22 protein-coding genes and 1 pseudogene are annotated in these 25,590 nt (G+C 68.9%); 7 read left to right on the top strand and 16 right to left on the bottom strand.

The genetic code is table 11. The features are described 5' to 3' along the window. Nucleotides 1-165: 165 nt before the first annotated feature. Nucleotides 166-480, top strand: coding sequence for an LGFP repeat-containing protein (locus Q8A52_RS36720; protein WP_316759611.1), 315 nt, complete (start codon nt 166-168; stop codon nt 478-480). Between the two features lie 603 nt (nt 481-1,083). Here Q8A52_RS36720 and Q8A52_RS36715 read toward each other — a convergent pair. The 14 genes and pseudogenes from Q8A52_RS36715 to Q8A52_RS36650 form a co-directional block, all read right to left on the bottom strand. Then, nucleotides 1,084-2,604, bottom strand: a complete 1,521-nt coding sequence (locus Q8A52_RS36715; RefSeq protein ID WP_316759610.1) for a long-chain-fatty-acid--CoA ligase — start codon at nt 2,602-2,604, stop codon at nt 1,084-1,086. Nucleotides 2,605-2,813: 209 nt separating this feature from the next. Next, a pseudogene (locus tag Q8A52_RS36710) lies at nt 2,814-3,095 on the bottom strand (acyl-CoA dehydrogenase family protein); the annotation flags it as partial. A 112-nt stretch (nt 3,096-3,207) separates the two neighbouring features. Continuing rightward, on the bottom strand, nt 3,208-3,660 hold the full coding sequence (locus Q8A52_RS36705) for a MaoC family dehydratase (protein WP_316759607.1): 453 nt from the start codon (nt 3,658-3,660) through the stop codon (nt 3,208-3,210). Nucleotides 3,661-3,686: 26 nt separating this feature from the next. Next, on the bottom strand, nt 3,687-4,445 hold the full coding sequence (locus Q8A52_RS36700; protein WP_316759605.1) for an SDR family oxidoreductase: 759 nt from the start codon (nt 4,443-4,445) through the stop codon (nt 3,687-3,689). A 28-nt stretch (nt 4,446-4,473) separates the two neighbouring features. Beyond that, on the bottom strand, nt 4,474-5,148 hold the full coding sequence (locus tag Q8A52_RS36695) for an HAD family hydrolase (protein ID WP_316759600.1): 675 nt from the start codon (nt 5,146-5,148) through the stop codon (nt 4,474-4,476). Next, entirely contained in the window at nt 5,145-6,140 is a 996-nt protein-coding gene (locus Q8A52_RS36690; protein WP_316759597.1) for an NADPH:quinone oxidoreductase family protein, read from the bottom strand. The genes Q8A52_RS36695 and Q8A52_RS36690 overlap by 4 nt, the downstream gene beginning before the upstream one ends. Then, entirely contained in the window at nt 6,137-6,400 is a 264-nt protein-coding gene (locus Q8A52_RS36685; RefSeq protein WP_316759595.1) for an SDR family NAD(P)-dependent oxidoreductase, read from the bottom strand. Before Q8A52_RS36685 ends, Q8A52_RS36690 begins: the two co-directional genes overlap by 4 nt. A 13-nt stretch (nt 6,401-6,413) precedes the next feature. Beyond that, nucleotides 6,414-7,631, bottom strand: a complete 1,218-nt coding sequence (locus tag Q8A52_RS36680; protein WP_316759593.1) for an acetyl-CoA C-acetyltransferase — start codon at nt 7,629-7,631, stop codon at nt 6,414-6,416. 652 nt (nt 7,632-8,283) lie between these two features. Beyond that, entirely contained in the window at nt 8,284-10,704 is a 2,421-nt protein-coding gene (locus Q8A52_RS36675) for a SpoIIE family protein phosphatase (protein ID WP_316759590.1), read from the bottom strand. A 738-nt stretch (nt 10,705-11,442) separates the two neighbouring features. Then, nucleotides 11,443-12,720: an ABC transporter substrate-binding protein gene (locus Q8A52_RS36670; RefSeq protein WP_316759588.1), complete on the bottom strand. Its 1,278-nt coding sequence runs from the start codon at nt 12,718-12,720 to the stop codon at nt 11,443-11,445. 5 nt (nt 12,721-12,725) lie between these two features. Continuing rightward, the gene (locus Q8A52_RS36665) at nt 12,726-13,874 is read right to left on the bottom strand and encodes a branched-chain amino acid ABC transporter permease (RefSeq protein WP_316759586.1); all 1,149 of its coding nucleotides are present in this window, start codon (nt 13,872-13,874) and stop codon (nt 12,726-12,728) included. Then, nucleotides 13,871-14,752, bottom strand: a complete 882-nt coding sequence (locus Q8A52_RS36660; protein ID WP_316759584.1) for a branched-chain amino acid ABC transporter permease — start codon at nt 14,750-14,752, stop codon at nt 13,871-13,873. Before Q8A52_RS36660 ends, Q8A52_RS36665 begins: the two co-directional genes overlap by 4 nt. 5 nt (nt 14,753-14,757) lie before the next feature. Further along, nucleotides 14,758-15,564, bottom strand: coding sequence for an ABC transporter ATP-binding protein (locus Q8A52_RS36655; RefSeq protein ID WP_316759582.1), 807 nt, complete (start codon nt 15,562-15,564; stop codon nt 14,758-14,760). Continuing rightward, entirely contained in the window at nt 15,561-16,319 is a 759-nt protein-coding gene (locus Q8A52_RS36650) for an ABC transporter ATP-binding protein (RefSeq protein WP_316759579.1), read from the bottom strand. Before Q8A52_RS36650 ends, Q8A52_RS36655 begins: the two co-directional genes overlap by 4 nt. A 188-nt stretch (nt 16,320-16,507) precedes the next feature. On the opposite strand from Q8A52_RS36650, the gene Q8A52_RS36645 reads away from it, so the two are divergent. Beyond that, nucleotides 16,508-17,803, top strand: coding sequence for a PucR family transcriptional regulator (locus tag Q8A52_RS36645; RefSeq protein WP_316759577.1), 1,296 nt, complete (start codon nt 16,508-16,510; stop codon nt 17,801-17,803). Nucleotides 17,804-17,889: 86 nt separating this feature from the next. Further along, entirely contained in the window at nt 17,890-18,465 is a 576-nt protein-coding gene (locus tag Q8A52_RS36640) for a TetR/AcrR family transcriptional regulator (RefSeq protein ID WP_316759576.1), read from the top strand. 167 nt (nt 18,466-18,632) lie between these two features. Here the strand turns inward: Q8A52_RS36640 and Q8A52_RS36635 are convergent, their stop codons facing one another. Next, entirely contained in the window at nt 18,633-19,172 is a 540-nt protein-coding gene (locus Q8A52_RS36635) for a hypothetical protein (RefSeq protein ID WP_316759574.1), read from the bottom strand. 120 nt (nt 19,173-19,292) lie between these two features. Between Q8A52_RS36635 and Q8A52_RS36630 the strand changes: the two genes are divergently transcribed. Beyond that, entirely contained in the window at nt 19,293-19,760 is a 468-nt protein-coding gene (locus tag Q8A52_RS36630) for a MarR family winged helix-turn-helix transcriptional regulator (RefSeq protein WP_316759570.1), read from the top strand. Nucleotides 19,761-19,997: 237 nt separating this feature from the next. On the opposite strand, the gene Q8A52_RS36625 is transcribed toward Q8A52_RS36630, so the two are convergent. Further along, a complete protein-coding gene (locus tag Q8A52_RS36625) occupies nt 19,998-21,782 on the bottom strand; it encodes a sigma-54-dependent Fis family transcriptional regulator (protein ID WP_316759568.1) in 1,785 nt (594 codons plus the stop codon). Between the two features lie 182 nt (nt 21,783-21,964). On the opposite strand from Q8A52_RS36625, the gene Q8A52_RS36620 reads away from it, so the two are divergent. The 3 genes from Q8A52_RS36620 to Q8A52_RS36610 all read left to right on the top strand — a co-directional run bounded on the left by Q8A52_RS36620 (nt 21,965) and on the right by Q8A52_RS36610 (nt 25,570). Beyond that, the gene (locus Q8A52_RS36620) at nt 21,965-22,990 is read left to right on the top strand and encodes an NAD(P)-dependent alcohol dehydrogenase (protein ID WP_316759565.1); all 1,026 of its coding nucleotides are present in this window, start codon (nt 21,965-21,967) and stop codon (nt 22,988-22,990) included. An 18-nt stretch (nt 22,991-23,008) separates the two neighbouring features. Beyond that, a complete protein-coding gene (locus Q8A52_RS36615) occupies nt 23,009-24,610 on the top strand; it encodes an extracellular solute-binding protein (RefSeq protein WP_316759562.1) in 1,602 nt (533 codons plus the stop codon). A gap of 81 nt (nt 24,611-24,691) precedes the next feature. Then, complete coding sequence (locus Q8A52_RS36610) at nt 24,692-25,570, top strand: carbohydrate ABC transporter permease (protein WP_316759559.1); 879 nt, start codon at nt 24,692-24,694, stop codon at nt 25,568-25,570. The last annotated feature ends 20 nt before the right edge of the window (nt 25,571-25,590 follow it).

The following is a 25,590-nucleotide window of genomic DNA, read 5'->3' as shown; positions in this document are numbered from 1 at the left end:
TAGCAGTCCGCTCTGACAGCGTGCTCATGACTACGGATCAGGCCGACACCGGCCCGGAAGCGGAGGTAGCCACGCGGGCCAGAGACGAGCCGCCCACCGTCCCCGACGCACATGGCCCATACCGTCAATGACGGACGATGATCGTCTCAATGCGGATGGAGTGACATGTCGGAGCAGAGGCTGTGGCCAGGGGAAGCGGCGAAGGAGTGCGGTCAGGCCGATGCCTCACGCGCGCCGGACGGGGCCCGGGGGCGCTACCAGTTCTTCGAGCGGGGGCTGTTGCTGTGGTCCCCGACCACCGGCACGCATGTCGTGCATGACGCGATCTACGACGCCTTCCACGCGGCGGGCCACGAGAGCGTCCTGGGCTACCCGACCACCGACGAGGTGGACGAGGCCGACGGCGGCAAAACGCAGCACTTCCAGAAGGCCACCATCCACTGGCGCCCGAACAGGGGCACCTGGGTCACCAACAACTGACGCAAACCATCGGCACATATCTTCCCGACCGCGAGGTCATGGCTGCTGCCCGCCGCCGGTCAACCGGCGGGGGGCAGCGGCCTGCTGCGGCGGATGCCGTGCCGGCGACAGAGAGCCAGGCGGAGCCGACATCCTTGCGGTTGATCTTCCGCCCGCGTGACCAGAGTTCGGTACGCACACGCGGGGCGCCGTACGCGCCGTGATGTCCCAAAGGCCCGTGTACAACGCCACGGTATCCCTCCGAAACTCCTCCGGGTACGGAGACTGGCGTCCCACCTGGACGTCCCTTCCCGGGCCTTCAAGATCTAGTGCCAGGGTGTCCACTCCAAAGGATCAGCTCCACTTGCGGCCCTTGCCGTGGCAGAGGAAGTGTGGGCCGCGTCCCAGGTAGATGTCCTGGAGCTGGACGCAGGTGAGTTCGGAAACGCGCAGTCCGGTCTGGACGGCCCGGTGCAGGAAGAGCGTGGTCGCGTGCGGCCCCCACCAGGTGTTGGGGGTGGAGAAACAGCGAGTGGATCGCGGCCAGGCGCGTATTTGCGGGTGGCGGCGCCGTTGCCCCGGCCGTTCTCCAGCTCGTCGATTCGGCGACGTGCTCGAGCCGGTTCAGCCACGAAGCTCTCTTTTGAGGATCTTCCCGGTGGGGCCTTTGGGCAGTTCGCTGAGGAGCCGGACCTCGCGGGGGTATTTGTAGGCGGCGAGCCGGTTCTTGCAGTAGGTGATCAGCTCGTCGGATTCAGCGGTCTGGCCTGGCTTGAGGACCACGTAGGCGAGGACTTCCTCGCCGAGCCGGTCGTCCGATCGGCCGACGACCGCTGCCTCCGCTACCGCCGGATGGGCGTAGAGAACTTCCTCGATCTCACGGGGGTACACGTTGTAGCCGCCTCGGATGATCATGTCCTTCAACCGGTCGACGATGAACAGGTAACCGTCCTCGTCCCGATAGGCGAGGTCGCCGGTGTGGAACCAGTCGTTGCGCAGGGCCTTCGCCGTGGCTTCGGGCTGCTTGTAGTAGCCCTTCATGACGTTGTGGCCGCGGATGACGATCTCCCCGACGTGCTTCTCCCCCGGTGGCAGCTCGTTGTCGTCCTTGTCCACGATCCGGACCTCCACCCCCCAGATGGGCCTGCCGATCGAGAGGACCTTGCGCTGCTCGGCATCGATGTTGAACGTCGCGGTGCTCGCCGTTTCCGACAGGCCGTAACCCTCCAGGACCACCAGGCCCGGGAACTTGTCCTCGAATGCCTGGATCACCTCACCGGGCATCGATGCCCCGCCCGAGATGGCGGCCCGCAGGCTCGACAGGTCGCGGCCGGTGGTGTTCAGCTGCAGCAGGGCGATGTACATCGTCGGAACGCCGGAGAACACTGTGCAGCGGTGCCTTTCGATGGCCTCCGCCACGGCTTCGGCCTCGAAGCGCGGGATGAGCACCAGGCTGCCTCCGTACCGCACGGTGGTGTTGAGCACGCTGGACAGTCCGAAGACGTGGAACAGCGGCAGTACCGCCACCGCGACGTCATCGTGGGAAAGGCCGAACCGCTCGCCGGAGACCGTGGCGTTCATGTAGAGCTGGAAGTGCGTCAGCTCGGCGCCTTTCGGCTTGCCGGTGGTGCCGCTGGTGTAGAGCAGTACCGCGGTGTCGTCGGCCGCCGTCGGGTGCGTCTCCCGCGAGTTCTCGGCCGCGCAGAGCTCATCGAAGCACCGCGTGCCCTCGGGGCGCACGTCCCTGCCCGCGGAGTTCACCACGTAGGTCGGTACACCACCTGCCTCCCGGGTGCCTTGGAACGCCGTCTGGGCACATTGTTCGAAGGTGACCAGCAGCTTCGCTTCACTGTCCGCCAGGTGATGGGCGACCTCGGGGGCGGTGAGCAGCGGGTTCAGCGGCACCATGACCAGTCCCGCCTTGAGGATGCCGAAGTAGGCGAACAGGAACTGCGGGATGTTCGGCAGCTGCACCGCCACTTTGTCGCCTGGTTCCAGGCCTTGTGCGAGCAGTCCGGCGGCGACCTGCCCCGCGATCTCATGGACCTGCGCATAGCTGAAGGTCTTGTCGCCGAAATGGATGAGGGGCTTGTCCGGGCTGGCCGCGGTGGACTCGCGGAGCGTGGTGGCGAGGTTGAAGGACATGCGGGGTTCACTTTCGACGGTCGATCGGTCGCGGAGGGCTCAGCTGCCCTCGATGAACCGGCTCCAGGGCGCCGGATGGTTCCGCCTGCGTATGCCGTGCGGGCACACGGGTGTACTGAGGCTTCAGCGTGGCTATGAGGGTGACCTGTCAGCGGGCGGACGCTTCCGGACTGTGTCACGGTGGCTCCCGCCCATCACGGCGTCGGCCTTCACCACCGCGTCGGCTGGTGGGCTCCGGACGCGGGGAGGTCGATGAGGCCGGCCAGGTGGGCGCCGGGGGTGCCGAAGGCGATCTGGTCGGCCTTGGCACGCTTGAGGTACGAGTGGGCGGGGTGCTCCCAGGTCATGCCGATGCCGCCGTGCAGTTGGACCGCTTCCTCAGCCGCGGTGACGGCGAGGTCGCCGCAGTAGGCCTGCGCGACCGCGGTCGCCACCGGAAGGTCCTGGTCCCAGGCCGCCAGGGCTGCGGCCGCGTGAGGTTGGACTTGCCGCCGGAGACCAGGCAGGCGGAGAGCTCCCCGCCGGCCCCGGGCACCGACGCGGAGAACCTGTCGGACAGCCGGGCCAGGTCGAGGCCGGGCGGCCCCTGCCGAGTCATGGCCATCACGCCACCAGCACACTGACGACCTCGGCCACGCAGGCCGGCTTGTCCGCGCCCTCACGCTCGATCGTGACCTGGGTAGTGAGCTGGTACCCGCCGCCGGCCGGTACCAGCGAGACCAGCTCGACACCGGCCCGTACCCTGGATCCGGCCGGCACCGGCGAGGGGAAGCGGACCTTGTTGGCCCCGTAGTTGACCCCCATCGTCACGCCTTGGACCGTGTAGACCTGCCAGAGAAGCATCGGAACCAGCGACAAGGTCAGGTATCCGTGCGCGATGGTGCAGCCGAACGGGCCGTTCGCCGCCCGCTCGGAGTCGACGTGGATCCACTGATAGTCGCCGGTCGCCTCGGCGAACCTGTCGATCTGCTGCTGCGTGATGGTGTGCCAGTCGGAGTGCCCCAGGTGGGTTCCGACCGCCTTGCCCAGCTCCTCGATGCCCTGGAAGACCTTCATCGTCTGCTCCTTGTCGTGCACCCCGGTCAGGCCTTCGGCCCGCCGGCGACGTACAGCACCTGGCCGGAGACGAAACCGGCGCCCTCGCTGACGAAGAACGACACTGCGTGGGCGATATCGGCGGGGGTTCCGGTGCGGGCGACCGGGATCTGCCCCGCCAGCGAGGCCTTCAGCTCCTCGAACGGCACGCCCATGCGCTCGGCGGTGGCCGCGGTCATCTCTGTCTCGATGAAACCCGGGGCGATCGCGTTCGCGGTCACGCCGAACTTGCCCAGCTCGAGGGCGAGCGTCTTGGTGAAGCCCTGCAGACCGGCCTTGGCTGCGGAGTAGTTGGCCTGGCCGCGGTTGCCCAGCGCGGAGGTGCTGGACAGGTTCACGATGCGGCCCCAGCCGGCCTTCGTCATGAAGCCCTGGACGGCACGGGACATCAGGAACGAGCCGCGCAGGTGAACCGCCATGACCGAGTCCCATTCGTCGGCGCTCATCTTGAACAGCAGGTTGTCGCGGATGATGCCGGCGTTGTTGACCAGCACGGTCGGCTCACCCAGCGCGTTGGCGATCCGTTCCACCGCGGCGATCACGTCCGCTTCGTCCGTGACGTCGGCACCAACGGCCAGGGACCGGCCGCCCGCTGCCTCGATCTCCTCGACGACCGGCTTGCAGGACGCCTCGTTCAGGTCGATGACGGCGACAGCCAGCCCGTCGGCCGCGAGCCGCTTGGCGACACCGGCGCCGATGCCGCGGGCCGCGCCCGTGACAACAGCAGTGCGCGCAATGGTGGTCATGTCGGTGTGCTCCTATCAGTTGGTGCGGTCAGTGCTGGGTTCTGGCGGACAGCGGCAGCTGGGCCAGGTCGGGGATCAGGTCGGCCAGAGCGGTGCGGGTGCCTGCCGCGTCGGTGTGCAGCAGGGCCCGCATGCCGACCGCGCGGGCGCCGAGCACGTTGGGTGCGGCGTCATCGACGAACACCGCCCGCTCGGCGGGCAGGTCAAGCCGGTCCAAGGTGAGTTCGTAGATCGGGGCGAGTGGCTTGCGCAGGCCGACCTCACCGGAGATGACAACCGGGTCGAACAATGCGTCGATCCGCTCCCGCGGGTAGGTGTTTCCCCAGCTGTTGGACAGCAGCGCCACCTTCACGCCGAGGCGGCGCAAGTCCTCGGCGAGGGCAAACATCGCCATATCCGGGCGCATCCCGGCGAACAGCCGCCCGAGCAGGCCAGCCGGGTTGACCACTCCCCCGTCGACGGTGGCGAGCTCCGCGGCCAGTAGGTCCTCGAACTCCTCGGCGGACAGCTTTCCGGTCTCCAGCCGGTGGATCGGGGTACCGTCCGGCGCGTCACGCGACAGCCATGCCTTCAGGGTGCGGGAGAACGAAGCCGGCTCGATGCCGTCGGCCTTCAGCCAGGCGCCGATCGAGTCGCGCACCGGGCCGGTGAGAACGCCGCCGTAGTCGAACACGACGGCCTCGACCCGGCGCTCGCCGGTCACCGGGCCGCTCCCCGCTCGTAGACCACCCGGCCGACGGTGACGCCGTCGGCGAGCCGCTGCACTCCGTCCGCCACCGCATCCAACGGGAGCCGCTCGCTGACCAGTGGCCGCACCGCACCGCGCGCGGCCAGCGCGGCCAGTTCCCGGTGGCACTCGGTGACGGCTGCCCGGTCGTAGCGGTGGTACAGCCCCCAGTGCAGCCCGACGATCGAATAGTTCTTCACCAGCGCGTGGTTGAGCGCGGCCTGCTGGATCTGGCCGCCGGCGAAGCCGACGACGAGGATCCGGCCCTCGAAGGCGATGCACTTGGTCGAGCGCTGGTAGGTCTGGCCGCCGACCGGGTCGTAGACGACGTCAGCGCCCCGGCCGCCCGTGGCGGCCTTGACGACCTCGACGAAGTCCTCCTCGCGGCGGTCCACCACCACGTCGGCGCCGAGCTCGCGGGCCACCACGGCCTTGTCCGGGCCGCCGACCACGCCGATCACCCGTGCGCCTGCGGCCTTTCCGAGCTGGATCGCGGCGCTGCCGACGCCGCCGGCCGCCGCGTGCACGAGCAGCGTCTCGCCCGCACGCAGACCCGCCCGCCGGTGCAGACCGAACCAGCCGGTCTGGTAACCGATGTAGAGCGAGGCCGCCTCGGCATCGTCAAGTTCCGCGGGGGCCGGGAAGGTCGTGGCGGCATCCATCAGCGCGAGCTCCGCGAAGCCGCCGTACGGCAACACAGCGCCACCCAGCACCCGCTCGCCGACTGCGAACCCGGTGACGCCCTCACCGAGCGCGACCACCTCTCCGCACAGCTCCACACCCGGGGTGAACGGCAGCTCCGGCCTCACCTGGTACTCCCCACGGCACATCAGCACGTCAGGGAAGTTGGCCGGCGCGGCCAGCACCCTCACCACCAACTGCCCCGGCCCCGGCTCCGGATCGGCCACCTCCAGCAGCCGCAGTACATCGCGGGGCTCGCCCAGCTCGCACACTCGCCAGGACCTCATGCCGGCACCTCGCTGCTCAACGTGTCGATCGCGCCCCTGACCACGTCGGCCTGGTGGTCGACGTCATCCGCGTGGCCGGCCACGCAGAGCGCGTGATCCGGACCGCCGAGCCGGGCGACCGCCGCGTCGAGGGCGTCCTGGTTACCGGTGGTCACGACAACCTCGGCGCCGTCGTCCACGAGCCGTTCGACAATGGCCAGGCCGATCCCCCGGCCGCCTCCGGTCACGTTCGCCGTGCGTAGTGAAAACCTCGTGCGCATCGTGTCGCTCCCGTCAGCTCAGCCGCTCGAGGACCATGGCCATGCCCTGGCCGCCGCCGACGCACATGGTCTCCAGGCCGAACTGCTTGTCGTGGTACTGCAGGGAGTTGATCAGCGTGCTGGCGATACGGGCGCCGGTCATGCCGAACGGGTGGCCGACCGCGATGGCGCCACCGTTCACGTTCAGCCGGTCGAAGTCGATGCCCAGCTCCCGAGCCGACGGGATCACCTGGGCGGCGAACGCCTCGTTGATCTCGACCAGGTCGATGTCGTCGATCGTCAGGCCGGCGCGGGCGAGCGCCTGCCGCGACGCCTCGACCGGGCCAAGCCCCATGATCTCCGGGGAGAGTCCCGTGACACCCGTGCTGACGATACGGGCCAGCGGCGTGATGCCCAGTTGCTTCGCCTTGGTGTCCGACATGATCACAAGCGCGGCAGCGCCGTCGTTGAGCGGGCAGCAGTTCGCGGCCGTCACGGTTCCGTCGGGCCGGAAGACAGGCTTCAGGGCGGCGACCGTCTCCATCGTCACTCCGGGGCGCGGGCCGTCGTCGCGGGTGACCTGGCTGCCGTCCGGCAGCCTCACGGGGGTGATGTCCCGCTCCCAGAAGCCATCGGCGATCGCCTGCTCGGCGAGGTTCTGGCTGCGCACGGCGAATGCGTCCTGCTCCTCGCGGCTGATCCCCATGAGCTGGGCGACGTTCTCGGCGGTCTGCCCCATCGCGATGTACGCATCGGGCAATGAGCCGTAGGTGCGCGGGTCGACCCAGGTCTGACGGCCGGAGGCGAACTTCTCGGTGCGCCCCCGCGCCTCGGCGAAGACGGGGTTCTCGGTGTCGGGCAGCCCGTCGGCGTTGCCCTTGACGTACCGGCTCACCGTCTCGACCCCCACGGAGAGGAAGACATCTCCCTCCCCGGCCTTGATCGCGTGCAGCGCCATCCGGGTGCTCTGCAGGCTGGAGGAGCAGTAGCGGTTCACCGTGGTGCCGGGCAGGTGGTCCATCCCGGCCAGGACCGCCACGATCCTGGCCATATTGAAGCCGGACTCGCCGCCAGGCTGGCCGCACCCCAGGACCAGATCGTCGATCTCGGTCGGGTCGAGCTGGGGCAACTTGGCCAGCGCCGCCCGCACCATCTGGACGGCGAGGTCATCGGGGCGCAGGTCCTTCAGCGAACCCTTGTGCGCACGTCCTATCGGCGAGCGTGCGACGGCAACGATCACGGCTTCCGGCATGGGGGCTCCTTGCAGGCATACTAAGCAGTTGCTTAGATCGCGGTACACCTTGTCCCAGGAGGAGCGGGGCGTCAACGGCAGCCGCATGTGACTGCGAGCACACGGCTCAGGGGCACCGATGCCCTCGCGCAGGTCCATACGGCGGTCGCAGAGGGATCTCGCGAGGAGCACCAATCGAAGCTACGGACACTCCGAATTCGAGGTGTGGGATGGAGTACCGGAGCTGCAGTTCAGTGAGAGACCGGAGGATCCGCCGGCAAGTCCGCGGCTGTGACAGCACGCGCGGGCCGTAACGCCGATAGCAAGGCACGACTGCTCGCCGCAGCCGAATGAGCCAGCGGCGGGGCAGGCTACGCGAGCGGTCTCGGTGCCACCGCTGGAGTCCGCCCAGGGGCCCAAACCGCGTCGCGCGGACTCCACGTGGGAGCCGTATGTCGACGTCACTTGCGTGTCCCGGCCGATACCCCGAACGGTCCCCGCCTCGAGGGAGCGGCTGTCGTTCGGGGCGTGAGGACGCACCGCGCAAAGCCGTCACAGAGGCCTTAGCCTCCCACTGGCCCGCGGGGGAGCTCGCTCCCCCTCCTGCCGGGCGCCCCCGCATCGGCGTTCCAAGCACTACGCCCACCAGAACCCCGGCCCGGCCTGAGAACGGTCAGGTGAGTGTGCCGGCCAGCGATTGTTCGGTCCACACGGTCTTGCCCTCGCGGGTGTAGCGGGTGCCCCAGCGTTCGGCCATCTGGGCCACCAGGAACAGGCCGCGCCCGCCCTCGTCGGTGGTGCGGGCGCGGCGCAGGTGGGGTGAGGTGTGGCTGGTGTCGCTCACCTCGCACACCAGGCGCCGTTCACGGATCAGCCGCAAGGTCGCAGGGCCGCTGGCGTAACGGTAGACATTGGTGACCAGCTCGCTGGCGATCAACTCGGTCGTGAACACCAAGTGCTCCAGACCCCATTCGCTCAGCCTGGCCGCGATCAGTGCCCGAGCCCGGGCGGCGCTGGCCGGCTCCAGGGGCAGCCGCCAGGAGGCGACATTGTCCGGTGGCAGCATGCGGGTGCGGGCGATCAGCAACGCGACGTCGTCGGTGGGGCGCGCGGGCACGAGTGAGTCGACCACCGCTTGGCATGTGCGTTCCAATGCGTCCGCGGGTCGGGTGAGCCCTGCGCACAGCTTGGCAAGGCCGAGGTCGGCATCGCTGTGGCGTTCGCCGATGAGTCCGTTGGTATACAGGCACAGCAGGCTTCCCTCAGCCAGTTCGATCTCCCGGGCCTCGAACGGCAGACCGCCCAGGCCCAGCGGTGGGCCGGCGGGCAGGTCGAGCGGGCCCACCTGTCCGTCCTGAGCAGTCACTACCGGCGGCGGGTGGCCGGCGCGGGCCACGGAGCACCGCCCGGAGACCGGGTCGTACACGGCGTACAGGCAGGTGGCGCCGACGACCTGCTCGCCCACGGGCCGTTCGCCGGCTGCTTCCTGTTCGGCCGCCAGCAGGTTGACCAGGTCGTCCAGGCGTGAGAGGACCTCGTCCGGTTCCAGGTCGAGACTGGCGAGCGTATGTACGGCGGTGCGCAGCCGCCCCATGGTGGCGGCGGCATGGATGCCGCGTCCCACCACGTCGCCGACCACGAGCGCGACCCTTGCCCCGGACAGGGGAATGATGTCGAACCAATCGCCGCCCACGCCCGGGGCCCCGCTGGCAGGCAGGTACCGCAGGGCCACCTCGACTGCAGACTGGTCCGGAATCGCCCGGGCCAGAAGGCTGCTCTGCAAGGTGAAGGCGGTCTGCTGCTGCTGGGTGAAGCGCCGGGCGTTGTCGATGGCGACTGCGGCACGCGAGGCGAGTTCATGGGCGAGGGTGAGATCGTCCGCCTCGAAGGGATCGGGGCGGCTCGAACGGAACAGGGTCATCACGCCCAGCACCAGGCCACGTGCGGCAAGAGGTACCACGATCAGGGAGTGGACGCCCAGGTCCGGAGCGTGGGCTCCCTGGCGGCCTTCCGCCGAGAACCAGTCGGGCGGGAGAACCGCTTCGAGGACAGGCCGTCCTTCGGCCAGGCATCTGGCCTGGGGTGTGTCGGACCCGAACTCCACCGCCTCGCCCCGGGAGTGGGATGGGCTGGGTTGCTGGGTACCGACGTTGCAGGCCCCCACTCGTACTACGGGCCCTGCCAGGGCCTGCGCCAGTTCCTCACCGCGCGTCACGGGCTGAAGCAGGTCCACCGACGCATGGTCGGCGAGGTGAGGCACCATCACCTCGGCGAGTTCACGGGCGGTCCCTGCCACGTCGAGGGTGGTTCCGATACGGCTGCCGGCCTGGTCTAGGAGCGCGAGCCGACGCTGGGCCCGATGGCGTTCGGTGATGTCCTCGATCATCTCGGCCACACCCAGGATGCGACCGGAGGCATCCTCCATACGGAAGGCCGAGACCATTGCGACCCGCTCTCGTGCCGGATCCCGCTCCATGCGAGCGAACTGCTCGGAGTAGACCAACGGTCTTCCTGTCTCCATCACCTGGCGCACACGGTCCACGGCCTTGCGTGCGTCATCAGGGAGGAGCATATGGCCGGTGGGCAGACCCTTGAAGTCTGCTGCCGGGACGCCGCTGAAGCGTTCGACTGCCCGGTTGACCCGGAGAACCCTCAGATCGGGGCCGTGGACGACCAGGCCGATCGGGCACCGGCGGTACAACCCGTCGAGCACCGCGCGGTCCCTTTGCCACTCCAGGACGTCAACCGCGAGCGCCCCGGCAAGAAACCACTCGCGGATCCGGTCATCGCGTGAGAGCGCGTGAGCCCTCAGTCCCATCTCCATGAGCGGCCCGTCGCGGTGCCGCACCTTCAGCATCCCGAACCAGCCGCCGGCTCTCCTGCAGTTCTCCGCGGCCTCCCTGACAGCCGGCAGATCGCGAGGATCGACAAGGACCTCGAATGCCGGGCGACCGATCACGGCTGTGTCCGGATAGCCGAGTAGTTCCTCGGCCCGCCGGTTCCATCCGACCACGGCTCCCCGGTCGTCGAGCACCGCCAAGGCGGCGAGGTGCGGGGCGAACGGATCGTCGTGGCTTTCGCTGAGCTCCGTCATCCGCTTCTCCACCGCTACTCCACCTTGTAGTCGGTCAGTCATGTTCTGCCGCGGGTCCCTACCGTGGCTGGTGACCGGCGTGACGGTGTCCCGGGCGGTGTGGCTCGGCGTTCTCCAATACCCGCTGACCTGCTGACCTGCTGACCCGCTGATGCAATGTAAGCCTAGTGAACCCGATGGGACGTCGGCGGCCCTCGCCCACCGCGTGGCGCGGCGTGGCGGGCACGAGGGGTTACGGCAGGCACGATGGCCCGCTCACCAGCGGCTGGTGCCCGGGCCCTACCGCGGCCAGCGTCTGCAGATCTCCCCCGCGGCCGGCTCCCATCGCGTCCCGTCGGCGGGGCGGGCAGGCGCCCTCGTCTCGTGATCACGACGAGCGGACGGACCGTCACGCCGCCGGATGCCGGCTCGCGCCACCGGCGTACTCCTCACGAAAGCGACCACTGTGAACAGCGCATCATCGACGGCGGGTCGGACCTCTGGCAGGGCTCTGCGGGCGGCCGCGGCCGCCACCGCCGACCGGTGCCTGGTCACCTCCAGCAGCCCGGCGGCTGACGCCACCACGGGCACCTGACACCCGCGACGGCACCGACCATTCGTCCATCGCACTCATGTCCACGTCGGGGGCATGCCGTCGGACGCGGGCGGCGACGGGTCCCGTCACCCGCCGCCCCCACGTCGATGAGGGCGGGGGCGGTCCCATGGGTCAGGGCATCGACCGGGACCACCCCCGCCGGTTCACTTCGCCAGCGGACCGAACTCCTTGCGAGTGTCCACCGGCTTGCCGAACAGCTGCCACCGTTCGCCCTTGAACCGCATCAGCTGCATCGTTTCGATCGGGAAGGCGTCGCCGTGGCCCGTGGACATGGCCACCCCGGGCAGCAGCAGGCCGACCTTCACGTTCTTCAGGTTGCGCACCGCGTCCCGCAGCCCTTCGCGGGTCGGGCACTTCATCGCGTCCAGGGCCTTGTGCAGGCTGGAGGCGACGGCCCAGCCATAGGCGTTGAACTGGTTGGCCGGGTCGGCGTCGGGGGCGTACTCGTGCATGGCGCTTGTGTAATTCTTCATCTCGGGGTCGTTCGCCCACTGCGGGTCGGCAGGGTCCTTGAAGTACGTGGCGGATACCACCCCTTGGACGTTCTTGAAGCCGACCGGCTTGAGCACCGCGGCGGACGAGGACACGTTGTTCACAATGTGCAGCGGATTCCACCGGGTGTTCTTGGCATCGGCGGCAAGGGCCTGGCTGCCGAACTTGGGCGTGGTGACGTCCAGCAGCACGTCCGCCTTGGCGCGGGCGAGACTCGTCATCTGCGCCGAGACCGACGGGTCCGTGACCTCGTAGCTCTCCTCCGCGACCACCTTGACGCCACTGCCGGCGACGGCCTGCTTGAACCCGCCGAGCAGGTCCTTGCCGAAGTCGTCGTTCTGGTAGAGAACCGCGACCTTCGCCTTCGGCTTCTCGTCCTTGAGGTACTTCGCGTACACCCGTGCCTCGGCGACGTAGTTGGGCTGCCAGCCGATGGTCCAGGGGTGCTTGGTGTCCGTGCCCCAGGCGGAGGCGCCGGTGGCGACGAAGGGCTGCGGCACCTTCTGCTGGTTGAGGTAGTCCCACACGGCCGCCGTGGACGGGGTGCCCAGGGTCTGGAAGACGGCGAAGACCTTCTCCTGCTCGACCAGTCTGCGGGCCTCCTCCACCGCCTTGGGCGGCTGGTAGCCGTCGTCGCGGACGACGAACTGCACCTTGCGGCCGTCGATGCCGCCGTGGTCGTTGACGTACTTGAAGTAGGCGGCGACACCCTTGCTGATCGTGCCGTACGCGGAGGCCGGCCCGGACAGCGGGTAGATCCCGCCGAGCTTGATGGTCTTGTCGGTGATGCCGGTGGTCTGCTGGCCCTTGCACGCGCCGCCGGCGGCGGTGTCCTGGGCGTCCTGCCCTCGCTGGGTGCTGCAGGCGGTCGCGGTGAGCAGGGCGGCGGTGGCGGCCGCGGCCGCCCGCAGAGCGGTGGTCTTTCGCATGTGATTCATTCCTTTTCCGTGCGGGGCGGTGCGCCCACGGGTTCGGCGTCGGCAACTGCAGGGTCCGCGGGGCTGGGGATTGCGGAGGGGCCGGATGCGGCCTGGGACTTCGGCTGCGCATCCGGCGCGGATCGGGCCCCGGGCGGCCGGTCGAGGGCGGCGGCGTGGCGGGGCAGGCGACGGGCGACAGCGGCCCGGACACGGTCCGGCAGACCGGCGAGTCCGGTCGGAGCCACGAACATCACCGCGATGATCAGCAGGCCGAACACCACACCGGGTGCCGCCTCGCTGAGGTCCTGGGACACGTTCGGCACGTACATCACGAACGCCGCACCGAGCAGCGGTCCGTACAGCGACGCGAGCCCTCCGACCACCAGGCCGGCCAGCAGCGTGATGGACAGCACGAAGGTGAACGAGTCCGGCGAGACGAAGCCGATCACCCAGGTGTACAGGCACCCGGCGACGCCCGCGAACATCGCGCTCCAGGCGAAGGCGAAGGTCTTGTGCAGCGACAGCCGCACGCCCATGACCTCGGCGGCGCTCTCGTTGTCCCGCACCGCAAGCAGTGCCCGGCCGACCCGGGACCGCAGCAGGTTGCGGGCGAGCAGCAGGGCCACCGCGGTGACGGCGAGGACAACGAAGTAGATCCACTGGTCCTCGGCCAGCCCGCTCCATGCGGGCGGCTGCAACTTGTCCACGGTCAGGCCCATGGAGCCGCCCGTCACCGGTCCAAGCCGCTTCAGCAGCGGCGGCAGGAACACCGCGAACGAGAGGGTGACCAGGGCCAGGTACAGCCCGCGCAGCCGCAGCGCGGGCACTCCGAAGGCCAGGCCCAGAAGGAAGCATGCTGCGGCCGCGACCGGCAGGGTGGCCGGGTGGCCGGTGTCGTACCGGTCGAGCATGATCGCCGCGGTGTAGGCGCCGGCCGCGAAGAACGCGCCGTGGCCGAGCGAGATCTGTCCGCCGAATCCGACGAGCAGGTTCAGTCCGGCCAGCGCCACGGCGTACAGGAGCACCATGGTCAACTGGAAGACCTGGAAGGGGGCGAAGTAGAACGGTGCGCCGACGACGACTGCCGTCACGGGCAGCACGGTCAGCGCGGCCCGCAGACGCCGGGCGCGGTCTGTGCCGAGTGTTGCGACGATCGTGCTCATGCGCGCTCCACCGCCGCTCGTCCGAACAGACCCTGGGGGCGTAGGAGCAGAACCGCAAGGATGATCACCAGGGGGACGCCCACCTTCAGATCGGCACCGATCACGTCGACGTACGCTCCGGTCAGCGTCTCGGCGACGCCCACGAACAGGCCGCCGACGACCGCACCGACCGGGCTGTCGAAGCCCCCGAGGGTGGCCGCGGCGAACGCGTAGATGAGCACCCCGCCCATCATGTTGGGCTCCAGGAACAGCAGCGGAGCGACCAGCACGCCCGACACCGCGCCGACCATGGCGGCCAGCCCCCAGCCGAGCATCAGCACGCGGCTCACGCGGATGCCCGACAGCCGCGCGGAGGCGGGGTTGCAGGCGACCGCCCGCATCACCAGGCCGATCGAAGTGTGCTGGAAGAGCAGATACAGCAGGCCCATCACTGCGGCCACCACGCCGATGATTCCGAGGGTGGACCAGTCCACGCGCACCCCTGCCAGGTCGATCCCGCCGTCGGGGAACGGCTGCGGGAAGTCCTTGACGGTGAACGACCAGATCAGTCCGGCCATCGCGTTGACGAAGATGAACAGGCCGACCGTGACGATGACGACCGTCAGTTCGGGGGCACCCTGCACGGGGCGGATGATGATCCGCTCGACCAGCATGCCGCCGGCGAAGGAGACCGCCAGGGTGACCGGCAGTGCCAGCCAGAAGGGCATTCCGGACGCCACCAGTTGCCAGGCGACGTACGTGGAGAGCATCGCGAGTTCGCCCTGTGCGAAGTTGACGATCCCCGTGAACCGGTGGATCAGTACCAGGGCCAGTGCCAGGCTGGCGTACACCGCGCCGGAGCCGACCCCTTCCACCACTTGCTGCAGCAATTCGGTCACAGTGCTCACCCGCCCTGCCCGGAGCGGGCCGGGACTCCGAGATAGACCTCGGCGACCTGCCCGTCCTCGCGGATCTGCGCGGCCGGTCCCGACAGCACCAGGCGGCCGGCCTCCAGCACGTGCGCCCGGTGCGCGATGTCCAGCGCGAGCTGCGCGTTCTGCTCGACGACGACCACGGTGGTGCGCTCCTCCTCGTTGACGGTGCGGACGATCTCGAACAGTTCCCGTGTGACCAGGGGCGCGAGCCCCAGGGACGGCTCGTCCAGCAGCAGCAGCGCGGGCCGCAGCATCAGCGCCCTGCCGATGGCGAGCATCTGCTGCTCGCCGCCGCTGAGACTGCCCGCGGCCTGCCGGGACCGCTGGCGCAGCTTGGGGAAGTAGTCGTAGATCCGTTCCAGGTCGGCCGCCACGGCCGCACGCTCGGCACGGCCCCGCCGCCGGAGACCGGTGCGCAGGTGGGCGCCGATGCGCAGGTTTTCCTCGACGGTCAGGTCGTTGAAGGTGCCACGGCCCTCGGGCACGTGCGCCACACCGAGCCGGGCGGCCTGCTCGGGCGGGCGGCCCAGCAGTTCCTTACCGTTCATGGACACCGATCCGCGGCCGCGGATCATGCCGCACAGGGCCCGCAGCGTCGTGGTCTTGCCCGCGCCGTTGGGCCCGAGGATGGCGCACACCTCGCCGCGGGCGACACGGAAGTCGAGGCCCTGCAGCACACGAGCCTGGCCGTATCCGGCGTGCAGGCCGGACACGGTCAGGAAGTCCGGCTCCGCTGTCACCCCGGTCCCGGGGCGGTCGGTGGTGGGCTCGCTCACGCGGCCACCCCCAGGTACGCCTCTATGACGGCCGGATCGCGCTGGATCTGCTCCGGCGGGCCCTCAGCGATCTTGCGCCCGAAGTCGAGGCACACCACCCTGTCGCACAGACCCATCACGAACCCCATGTGGTGCTCGACCACCACGAGCGTGACGTCGAAGTCCCGGCGCACCGACCGGACCAGATCCGCGAATTCGCCGACCTCGCCGTGACTGAGACCGTTGACGGGTTCGTCGAGCAGCAGCAGCCGGGGCCGAACCGCCAGCGCCCGGGCGAGTTCGACGCGTTTGAGCGTGCCGAACGGCAGCCCGGATGCGGGATGGTCTGCGACGTCCGCCAGGCCGAGCCGCCGCAGCAGATCGTCCGCCTGGTCACGCAGTTCCCCCTCCTCCTGCCGGACGCGGGGCAGCCGGAGCGCCGCGGCGAGGTGTCCGGTGCGCCCCCGGCTGTGGGCGCCGACCATGACGTTCTCCCGGACCGTCAGCCGCGGGAACAGGCCCAGGTTCTGGAAGGTGCGGGCGATGCCGCGTCCGGCCACGGCGTGCGGCGGCAGGGTGAGCAGGTCCTCACCGTCGAACTGCACCGTTCCCGCATCGGGGGTACAGCGCCTGGTGAGGCAGTTGAACAAAGTGGTCTTGCCGGCTCCGTTCGGTCCGATGAGCCCTACGGCGGTGCCGGGCTCGACGGTGAACGCGACACCGTCCAAGGCCGTGATCCCGCCGAAATGCACGGTGATACCGTCGACCGTGAGCATGAGTGACGCCCCTTCCGAGGTGCTGGGATGTGGGCGAGCGTCACACTAGGTGGGGGCCTTCCCGGCGCACATTGGGTGCGAGCACCCAACTTCCAGGTCGCCGAACTGTGCGCCGCGAACAGGTGCCCGGAGATGTCTCACCCCGCGCCTGTTGACGGAGCACGAGGCGGACGGCGACGATCGGCGCCATGCCGCGTGGTCCCGCCCTGGGCACCCCCCAACTCTCCGAACCGCTCCGCCGGGAACGGTGGCGGATCCTGCACGCCGTCCACGACCGGGTCGAGGAGGTGGCGGAGACCGCCGTCGAGGCGATGCGCGCGGAGATCCCGTCGTACGCACTACAGGACGAGCGGTTCTTCGACGAGGTACGGGAGCAGGTGCTCGAGCACTACCGGATGCAGCTGGCGGCGCTCGCCGGCGACCGCGACATCGCCCCGGAAGACCTCGTCTTCAGCCGCGTGGCAGCCATGCGCCGAGCGCGCGCGGGGTTCGCCCTGGAGGACTGGATCAGTGCCTTCCGGGTCGGCCGGCAGGTGATGTGGGACGCGCTGCTGGAGTGCGCGGGCACATCCGCCGAGGCCCAGCAGGCCGCGCTGTCCCTCGTCACGCCGCTGATGCGGTACGTCGACTACGCCAGCACCCATGCCGCACAGGCATACGTCGAGTACCAGCAGCATGTGGTGGCGGACGCCGACCGGGAGCGGCGGGATCTCCTCGACCAACTACTGGCCGGCGTGGCACCGACACGCGGTCCACTGTCCGCCGCGGCGCAAGCGTACGGCATCGGGCCGCGCTCGCCGATGATGGTGGTCGTGGCGGTGTGCGTGGCCGACACGCGCACCGGGGACCTCGCCTCGGCCGAGAACGGGTACGCCACCAGCGCGTCGATCAGCGTCGCCGGGCCCTGGGCCGGCAGGACCCTGGTCGTCGTGCGCCATGGCGAGGTGGTGGCCGTGCCCGTGGTCCGGGCCGGCATGAACGCAGAGGACATATGCACCCACTTCGAGACCGTGCAGCGGCGGCTCGCGCGGGAAGGAACCATGCTCTCCATGGGCATCAGCACAGTCGCACAGGGCGCGTCGGAACTGCCGCGCGCATACGAGGAGGCGCGGGCCGCTCTCGACCTGGCGCCGAGCGGGGGCGGGGTGGCGGCGCTGCCCCGGCTGTCCCCCTTCGACTACCTGGCGCTGCGCGCCGACGACCTCGCCCGCCAGCTGGTCGATCCCCGCGTGCGTGTCCTGCTCGAGGAGGACCGCAGGCGCGGCGACACGCTGGCCGCCACCATACGGGCCTTCGCGGAGGCGGACCTCAATCTGCGGCTGGCCGCCGACCGGCTGCGGGTGCACCACAACACGGCGCACTACCGCTTGCGCCGCATCGAGGAACGCACCGGCCGCAACCCGCGCCGGATCGCCGACCTCCTGGAACTGCTGGTCGCCCTCGCCATCCGCGACGAGGCCGGGGAAAGAGGGGATTGCCAGTGAACAGCATCATGGAACCTGCCGGGACCGGGGCGGCACGTCAGCTGCCGGGTGGGCAGGGGGGCGTAGGCCTGCCGGAAGGGCACGCCGTGCAGAACCGAACGATCCGGCGCACGCTGCTGGACGCCGCGCTGGAGGTGTTCACCGAGCGCGGCTACACGGACGCCGGCCTGGCCGAGATCGCGGCGCGCTCCGGCATCCCCGCAGGCACCCTCTTCCAGCACTACGGCGGAAAGCGTGGGCTCTACCTCGCCCTTTGGGAGGAATTCCGGGAGGAGCAGGAGCACCGGACCGCGGCCACGCTGACCGCCGAACGCAGCCGTGGTGTGGACGACCCCATCGCCCTCTTCGTGGCGGGAGCCAGGGCGTATCTGGGGGGCGCCTGGGACAACCGGAGGCTCGCCAGGCTCCTCGCGGAGGACGACGGCCCGGCCGGCTTCGACGCGCTGCGCCGCCAGTGGGACCGCGCATGGGTACGGCGCAACGCCCGGCTCCTGAAGGTGGACGAGCGGCGACGCGCCGGCCGGGTCCGGGTGAGCGTGCTGACCACGGTCATCGGAGGGGCGGCGCGCCAGCTGGGCGACTGTGAGGACGAGACGGAGGCCCGGGAGATCGTGGACGAGGTGTGCGGCATCCTGATCCATCTGTCGGCGTCGCCCGGCTGAAGCATCCGGCCTTTCAGGAGGCTGTTGATCCACATGGTCGCTGTGCGGAGATGGAGTCCGGCGAGGTAGCTCTCGGGCGTCTTGTCGCAGCGGGTCGTGCGATGCTTTCGCTCATCTGCTGGTGGGGATGTGCGCCGTGGGGCATACCCGGTGCCGTGGCGCGGTGTTCAGCGGGTGAGGCGGCGCACGAGGCGCGATCCGCTGAGGTTGATGGTGGCGCCTGCGTTGCGGGCGCGGACAAGGACTCCGGCGGTCCGGACAGTGATCATGGAGAGCACCATCAGGACGAACGCGGCGCCGTAGGTGGCCGGGGGTACGTGGTGCTGGATGGAGAAGGTCACCAGGACATGCGTGAACCAGTGGGTCGAGCCATAGGCGAAGCCGAGGCGTAGTGCCATCGCGACCGTCCACAGTGCGGCGTACGGCCAGCCGGCGACGGTGACGAGGCGGGAGTCGGCCGGATCCCGGTGGATCTTGATCAGCGCGATCGAAACGAGGCCGAACAGCAGGCCGGCCACGAACCCGGCCGCTTCGATCAGACGGGCCGTGTCCCCGGATGGCATGGTCCGCAGGTATTTGAAGCCGACGCCCGCGACGATCGCGACCGGCAGCAGCAGCCGCCTGGCGTCGGGACGCCGGGTACCTAGCTGGGTGACAAGGATGGCGACGAACAGACCGGTGTAGAGCAGGTAGTCGCTGGGGCTCATGGTGTCCTTCCAGTGGGGTCGGGCTGGCCGCCCATCTACATCTCCAAAGATGCATTCCGAAAGATTCATCTGTCAAGATGCATCTTGAGAGATGAATATGGGGAGATGTATCTTGGGGGGATGGAGATGAGCGACGTGTACCAGCTCGGCCGCCGACTGGCCGAGATCGCCCTTGAGGACATGGGCGCCGACGAACTCGGCCTGGCGCCAGGCGAGTTCTTGGTCCTGCAAGACCTCTTCCTCAACGGTCGCAGTGCCGTCGGGGACATCGCCAAGCGCACCGGCCTGGCCCAAAGCCGCGTCTCCACCAGCGTGCGCGCCCTGGCCAAGCGCGGCTGGGCGACCACTGCGGCCGACCCCAGCGACGGTCGCAAGACACTGGTCGACCTCACCGAGGCCGTACGCGCGGACGGCGAACAGCGCCGCACCGGACGGGCCGACAAAACCCTGACCGCCGCCCTGGCCGGCGCGGACGACGACGAACGGAACGCCCTGATCGCCGCGCTTGCCCGCCTGCACCAGCTCCTCGTCGCAGACCAGGCCCCCCGCCGCTTCCCGGACACCCCCGCACGCCGCGCGGCCCAGTAGCCCATAGCCACCGTGCTCGCTTCCGGAACGCGCGGCTGGGGTCCGACAACTTGTCAGCATCCCACGACATCACGCCAGCAAGGTCAGTAACTTCGTGGCCGGGCCGTGCCTGGCCGACTTCCCGCCGTGGGACCGGCCCGCCCCGTCAGACGATCAAGACCCCGGACTCCCGCCCATGACCAGCACGAGCACCCCGAAGAACCGGCACGCCAGCCCCTCGCAGGCCAAGGCGGTCCGTCAGGTCAGGCTCGACGGGACGATCCCGTAGCGGCGCATCTTGCGGTACATCGTGGCGCGGGAGATCCCGAGGTCCTGCGCGGTGCGCTGGACATTGGAGTTGCGGTCCATCAACCCACGCAGAATGGCGTCGCGTTCCAGCGCCTCGATGGTGGTGAGGACCTTGTTCGACGACACTCTGCATTCCGGCGGTAGGTCCTCCACGTGGATCATCCGGCTCGAAGGCCGCCGCGCCAAGCCCCGGATCACCGACTCCAGTTGCCGGACGTTCTCCGGCCAGGGGCATCGCTGCAGCATGGACAGCGCGTCCGGGGAGAACCTGCTCTCGCCGCTCGGCCGGTACTTACGCAGGAAGAACCGCGCCAGGTGCTCGACGTCCCCATAGCGATGACGTAGGGGAGGCACCTCCACCGAGGCGCCGCAGAGCTGGTCGAGCCGGTAGTCGGCGCTGACCATCGACGGCTGGCTGGTCATGACCAGTTGCCCGGTCGCGCCTCCGTCCAGCTGCACCAGCAGGTTCGTCAGCCGCTGCCGCAGCTGGTCGTCCAACAGGTGGACATCACTCAGGACGAGCACGTTGGACGGCACGACAAGCAGCTCTCGGATGTCGTGCAGCCAGCGCTCAGTGACGGCCGGTGAATCCGACAGCGGCGCTTCCGTCACCTCCAGCCGGCGTCCGGCGCCGTGGGCCCGGTGCAGGGCCTCGACCAGCGTCGTCTTGCCGACGCCGGCTTCGCCCAGGAGATGAAGCCATGTCCGGGCGACGAACGCTGTTTCGCTGTCGGCGACCGCGCGCAGCCAGTGCGGGGACGAGCCCACCAGTCCCAGGTTGGAGCGGGCGGGCGCGGCGGAAACCGCAGGAGTGGGCTGGGGCCGTCCGATCAGCCGGACTCGGAAGACGACGCCGACGTCGCTGTCCTCGCGCCGACAACGACTGACCCTGAGCTCTGCGACCCGTCCCGAGGGCAGTGCGATGCTGCGGGTCCCCTCCAGCCGGGTATGGTCGGCGATCTCACGGGCGTGGTCGAGCAGCGCATAGTGATCCGGCCCGGTCACGGTGGCGCTGAGCTGCTCGTTCATCATGACGACATCGCGGTTGAGGGCCAGCACGGCTCCCGGGCGCACCGAGGAGCACGCCTCCATGTAGTCATGGAAAAGAGCCCGCTCACGCCGCGACGCGATCGCCGCGATTTCGGCCTCGATCTGGGCGGCGACCGAGCGGGCGAAGGCCATCAGCATGCCGTCGGAGCCCTGACGGATGGTGGTGAGGTTGAACGCTCCCAGCAGGGTGCGCCGGGTGGGATGCAGGATCGGTACGGCCGCGCAGTGGAAGTCCCGCAACTCCTCGACGTAGTGCTCTCTTCCGGCGATCACGACCGGGCGTCCGCTGGCCAGCGCGGTCCCGATGCCGTTGGTGCCCACGTAGCGCTCGGCGAACACATGGCCCGGGGCCAGACGCACGCGGTTGAGGTGGGTCGTCAGACCCTCGTTGGACACCTTCCGGGAGAGCACCACACCGTTCCGGTCTGTGATCATCGTGGACACCGGGTCGTCGGCGAGCTGCTCGTGCAGCCTGTCCAGGATGGGCAGCGCCGCCCTGGCCAGGGGGCAGTCCAGATTGGGGTTGTCCAGGTAGGGAGCGTCAAGGCTGCCCGACTTCACCTCGTACTCGATCGAGCGTTGCCATGAGGCGACCACGAGCGGCCGGGCCCTCGGATCCTTGGTGACTTCCAGATAGAGCTCTCTGGCTGCTCTCAGTGAGCTCCCAGGTTGGTATCGGGGCATTTAACACTCCCGTACGGCGCGCGTCACATACGTCGGTGAACTGATTGGAACAGCTCGACGGCGTCGCCCCTACGTTCTGTATCACATTGAGACATACGCGGACGGCTTCTGAGACATCGACCCGTGAACGGCGGCCTGTGTAATCGGCGCACCATCCATCCGCCGACTCGCAGGGAGCCGCCATGAAAGCCGTGCAGGTCATCGAATACGACGAGCCACCCGTGCTCGTGGACGTCCCGGACCCGCAGATCACCGGTCCGCTGGATGTGATCGTGAAGATCGGGGGCGCCGGAGTCTGCCGGACCGATCTGCACATCCTCGAAGGACAGTGGAAGGACAAGAGCGGGGTCGCCCTCCCGTACACGATCGGTCACGAGAACGCCGGCTGGGTTGCGGAGGTCGGCCAGTCCGTCACCCACGTCAAGGTCGGAGACCCGGTCATCCTTCATCCGCTGGTGACCTGCGGTCTGTGCCGCGCCTGCCGGGCCGGCGACGACGTGCACTGCATGAACTCGGCCTTTCCCGGCATCGACGCCGACGGAGGCTACGCCGAGTACCTGAAGACCACCGCCCGGTCCGTGGTGCCCCTCGCCCCGTCGCTCGAGCCGGCCTCGGTGGCGGCCCTGGCCGACGCCGGGCTCACGGCGTACCACGCCGTCGCCAAGGCGGCCCGGGTGCTGCGGCCCGGCGACAAGGCGGTGGTCATCGGTGCCGGCGGGCTCGGACATATCGGAATTCAGGTGCTGCGGGCCCTGTCTCCGGTGGAGATGATCGTCATTGACCGCAGCCCGGAGGCCCTGGCTCTGGCCAAGGAACTGGGCGCCGACCACACCCTCGTCGCGGACGGAAGCGAAGCCGACCGTGTACGGGACCTCACCTCGGGGCACGGGGCGGAGGCCGTCCTGGACTTCGTCGGTGAGGGGGGCGCCGTCGAGACGGGCGTGGCCTGTCTGCGCCGCAACGGCAATTACTACGTCATCGGCTACGGCGGTCGCCTCCACGTTCCGACGATCGACGTCATCTCCACGGAGATCAACTTCATCGGGAACCTCGTGGGGTCCTACAACGACCTCTCGGAGCTGATGGTCCTGGCCGCCCTCGGCAAGGTCACCCTGCACACCCAGCGCTACCCCCTCGCCTCCTTCCAGCAGGCCCTCGACGACCTGGACGCCGGGGCCGTACGCGGCCGAGCGATCTTGATCCCCTGACACCGCAGGAGAATCCCCATGCGCAGCAGACCGTACCGGGCCCTGGTCGCCGTCGCCGCCGTCGCGGCCCTGACCGCCACCGCGTGCACCGCCCAGGACCAGGCACAGCAAAAGCCCAAGGAAAAGGCCGGGCTCTTCAAGCCCGGCTCGGAGATCAGCTACCAGAAGTACGGCAAGGACTACCCGGCCACGAAGGTCAAGGACGTTCCCGGACCCTGCAGCTATGACGAGATCAGCCGCAAGGACTACTCCGGCCAGACACTGAAGATCATCAGTCACGCCGTTCCTGTTATCGGCGAGCCGACCCAGCTGCACGCCAAGCAGTTCGAGGACATCACCGGCGGGAAGGTCGAGGTCGTCAACGTCCCCTTCGGTGAGCTGCACCAGAAGATCCTCACGCCTCTTCAGGCGGGCCAGCCGGCGTACGACGTCATGTTCTACCCGTCCCTGTGGATCGGCGACATGGCCCCGTACCTGCAACCGGTGCCACAGGAGTACCTCGATACCCCCGGTATGAAAGACGTCACCAAGTCCTACATGGACGTGGCGACCTGGAACGGGAAGGTCGTGCAGTACCCGGTGGACGGTGACCGGCATTACCTCAAGGTCCGCACCGATGTGCTGAAGGACCCGAAGTGGAAGGCGGCGTACAAGCAGACCACGGGCAAGGAGCTGCAAGTCCCCAAGACCTGGGACGAGTACCAGAAGGTAGCCGGGTTCTTCAGCGGCAAGGACTTCGACGGCGACGGCAAGCGCAACTACGGCAGCGCCGAGGTGACCAAGCGCGACGACCTGACGTTCTCCGCGTTCATCAGCCGGGCGGCGCCTTACGTGAAGAACCCGGCCGTCAAGGGCGGTGTCTTCTTCGACGTCAAGACCATGAAGCCGCTGATCAACACGCCCGGCTTCGTCCGCGCCCTCCAGGACATGGTGAAGGCCAAGTCCACTTGGGCACCCGGCGGGGCCAACTTCGGTCTGGGAGACGAGATCTTCTCCTTCGGAGGCGGCCAGACGCTGATGTCGTACTCGTGGGACGACGCCTTCATCCAGGCCCAGCAGCCGGACAGCAGGATCCGTAACAAGGTTCAGGCGGCGCCGCTGCCGGGTTCCTCGGAGGTCTACAACCGCGCCACGAAGTCGTGGGACAAGAAGGCGAACCAGGCACCCTACTTCACCTGGGGATGGACCTCGGCGGTGGCCAAGGCCTCACGCCACCAGCAGATGGCATTCGACTACCTGTGCTTCTTCAGCAACGAGGCCAACACAGCCCTCGACCTGACCATCGGCCGATTCGGTGTCAACCCGTACCGCTACTCCCACTTCGACCCGGCGTTCTGGGAGAAGCAGGGCTGGAAGAAGGACGTCGCCGAGTCATACGTACTGACGCTCTCCGGCATGGAGAAGAGCCGCAACCGCGTCTTTGACCTGCGCGTTCCCGGTGTCAACCAGTACATGTCCGCCCTGGCCAACGGCATCGCGTCGGCCGTGGCGGGCCAGGAGTCGCCGCAGCAGGCACTGGACGGCGTGGCCCGGGAATGGTCCAGGATCACCGACCAGATCGGCAAGGACAAGGTCCAGAGCGCCTATCGCCATGTGGTCGCGCTCGAGGACAACTCCTGATCCGACCGCAGGACGCCCCGGGTGGCCGGACCGGACCGGCCGGCCACCCGGGGACGCCCGCCCCCTTCCGCTAGGAGAACCATGGACGGCCTGCGCCGGTACAAGAGCATGTTCCTGCTGCCAGGACTGCTCACGCTCTTTCTGATCATCATCTTCCCGCTTCTGTTCACCATCCGCGTCAGCTTCTCCGGCTGGAACGTGAGCAACCCTCAGATGGACTTCATCGGAGGGGCCAACTACACCACGATGCTGCACGACAGCCGTTTCTGGTCCTCCATCACCCGGCTGATCCTGCTGGCGGGCGGCACGGTCCTGATCCAGTACGTCCTTGGGTTCGGCATGGCCCTGCTGGTCTGGCGCGAGGTACGAGGCCGCAGATTCTGGCGGGTGCTGTTCCTCGTCCCCATGATGACCACACCCGTGGTGATGGCCGCCATCTGGCAGACGATCTTCCATGAGTCGCTGGGGCCGGCGAACGATCTATTGGGGATGCTGGGCCTGACCCGGATCCCCTGGCTCACCGAGTCCGGGCCCGCACTGGTCGCGCTGATGACCGTCGAGGTCTGGCAGTGGACGCCCTTCATGTTCCTGCTGCTGCTGGCCGGGCTGCTGAGCCTGCCGAAGGAACCGTTCATGGCCGCCGCGATCGACGGCGCCGGCACCTGGCGCACCTTCTGGAAGGTGACCTTCCCGCTGATGGCGCCGGTGTCGGTCGCGGCGATCATCATCCGGCTGATCGAGGCGTCCAAACTCTCCGACAGCGTCTACGTACTGACTTCCGGCGGGCCGGGCTCCTCCACGGAGACCCCGGGTTACTACCTCTACATCCAAGGCCTCAGGGATCAGCAGACCGGGTACAGCGGCGCGATGTCGCTGACCTATCTCGTCCTGATGATCGTCACACTCACGGTCGTCGCTGCCCTGCTCACCAGGGCCTTCAAGCTGAAGGGGGCCTCATGAGGTCGCGCCTTTATCCCGTA

Origin of the sequence: Streptomyces herbicida (genome assembly GCF_032656585.1) — a bacterium.
Taxonomy (GTDB): Bacteria; Actinomycetota; Actinomycetes; order Streptomycetales; family Streptomycetaceae; genus Streptomyces; species Streptomyces herbicida.
The sequence above is the reverse complement of the archived record's forward strand: the minus strand, read 5'-3'. Positions and strand labels throughout refer to the sequence as shown.

Coding starts and splice junctions, on each gene's coding strand:
- Q8A52_RS36720 (WP_316759611.1), top strand. CDS start 166: ATGTCGGAGCAGAGGCTGTGGCCAGGGGAAGCGGCGAAGGAGTGCGGT.
- Q8A52_RS36715 (WP_316759610.1), bottom strand. CDS start 2,604: ATGTCCTTCAACCTCGCCACCACGCTCCGCGAGTCCACCGCGGCCAGC.
- Q8A52_RS36705 (WP_316759607.1), bottom strand. CDS start 3,660: ATGAAGGTCTTCCAGGGCATCGAGGAGCTGGGCAAGGCGGTCGGAACC.
- Q8A52_RS36700 (WP_316759605.1), bottom strand. CDS start 4,445: ATGACCACCATTGCGCGCACTGCTGTTGTCACGGGCGCGGCCCGCGGC.
- Q8A52_RS36690 (WP_316759597.1), bottom strand. CDS start 6,140: ATGAGGTCCTGGCGAGTGTGCGAGCTGGGCGAGCCCCGCGATGTACTG.
- Q8A52_RS36685 (WP_316759595.1), bottom strand. CDS start 6,400: ATGCGCACGAGGTTTTCACTACGCACGGCGAACGTGACCGGAGGCGGC.
- Q8A52_RS36680 (WP_316759593.1), bottom strand. CDS start 7,631: ATGCCGGAAGCCGTGATCGTTGCCGTCGCACGCTCGCCGATAGGACGT.
- Q8A52_RS36675 (WP_316759590.1), bottom strand. CDS start 10,704: ATGACGGAGCTCAGCGAAAGCCACGACGATCCGTTCGCCCCGCACCTC.
- Q8A52_RS36670 (WP_316759588.1), bottom strand. CDS start 12,720: ATGCGAAAGACCACCGCTCTGCGGGCGGCCGCGGCCGCCACCGCCGCC.
- Q8A52_RS36665 (WP_316759586.1), bottom strand. CDS start 13,874: ATGAGCACGATCGTCGCAACACTCGGCACAGACCGCGCCCGGCGTCTG.
- Q8A52_RS36650 (WP_316759579.1), bottom strand. CDS start 16,319: ATGCTCACGGTCGACGGTATCACCGTGCATTTCGGCGGGATCACGGCC.
- Q8A52_RS36645 (WP_316759577.1), top strand. CDS start 16,508: ATGCCGCGTGGTCCCGCCCTGGGCACCCCCCAACTCTCCGAACCGCTC.
- Q8A52_RS36635 (WP_316759574.1), bottom strand. CDS start 19,172: ATGAGCCCCAGCGACTACCTGCTCTACACCGGTCTGTTCGTCGCCATC.
- Q8A52_RS36630 (WP_316759570.1), top strand. CDS start 19,293: ATGGAGATGAGCGACGTGTACCAGCTCGGCCGCCGACTGGCCGAGATC.
- Q8A52_RS36625 (WP_316759568.1), bottom strand. CDS start 21,782: ATGCCCCGATACCAACCTGGGAGCTCACTGAGAGCAGCCAGAGAGCTC.
- Q8A52_RS36620 (WP_316759565.1), top strand. CDS start 21,965: ATGAAAGCCGTGCAGGTCATCGAATACGACGAGCCACCCGTGCTCGTG.
- Q8A52_RS36615 (WP_316759562.1), top strand. CDS start 23,009: ATGCGCAGCAGACCGTACCGGGCCCTGGTCGCCGTCGCCGCCGTCGCG.
- Q8A52_RS36610 (WP_316759559.1), top strand. CDS start 24,692: ATGGACGGCCTGCGCCGGTACAAGAGCATGTTCCTGCTGCCAGGACTG.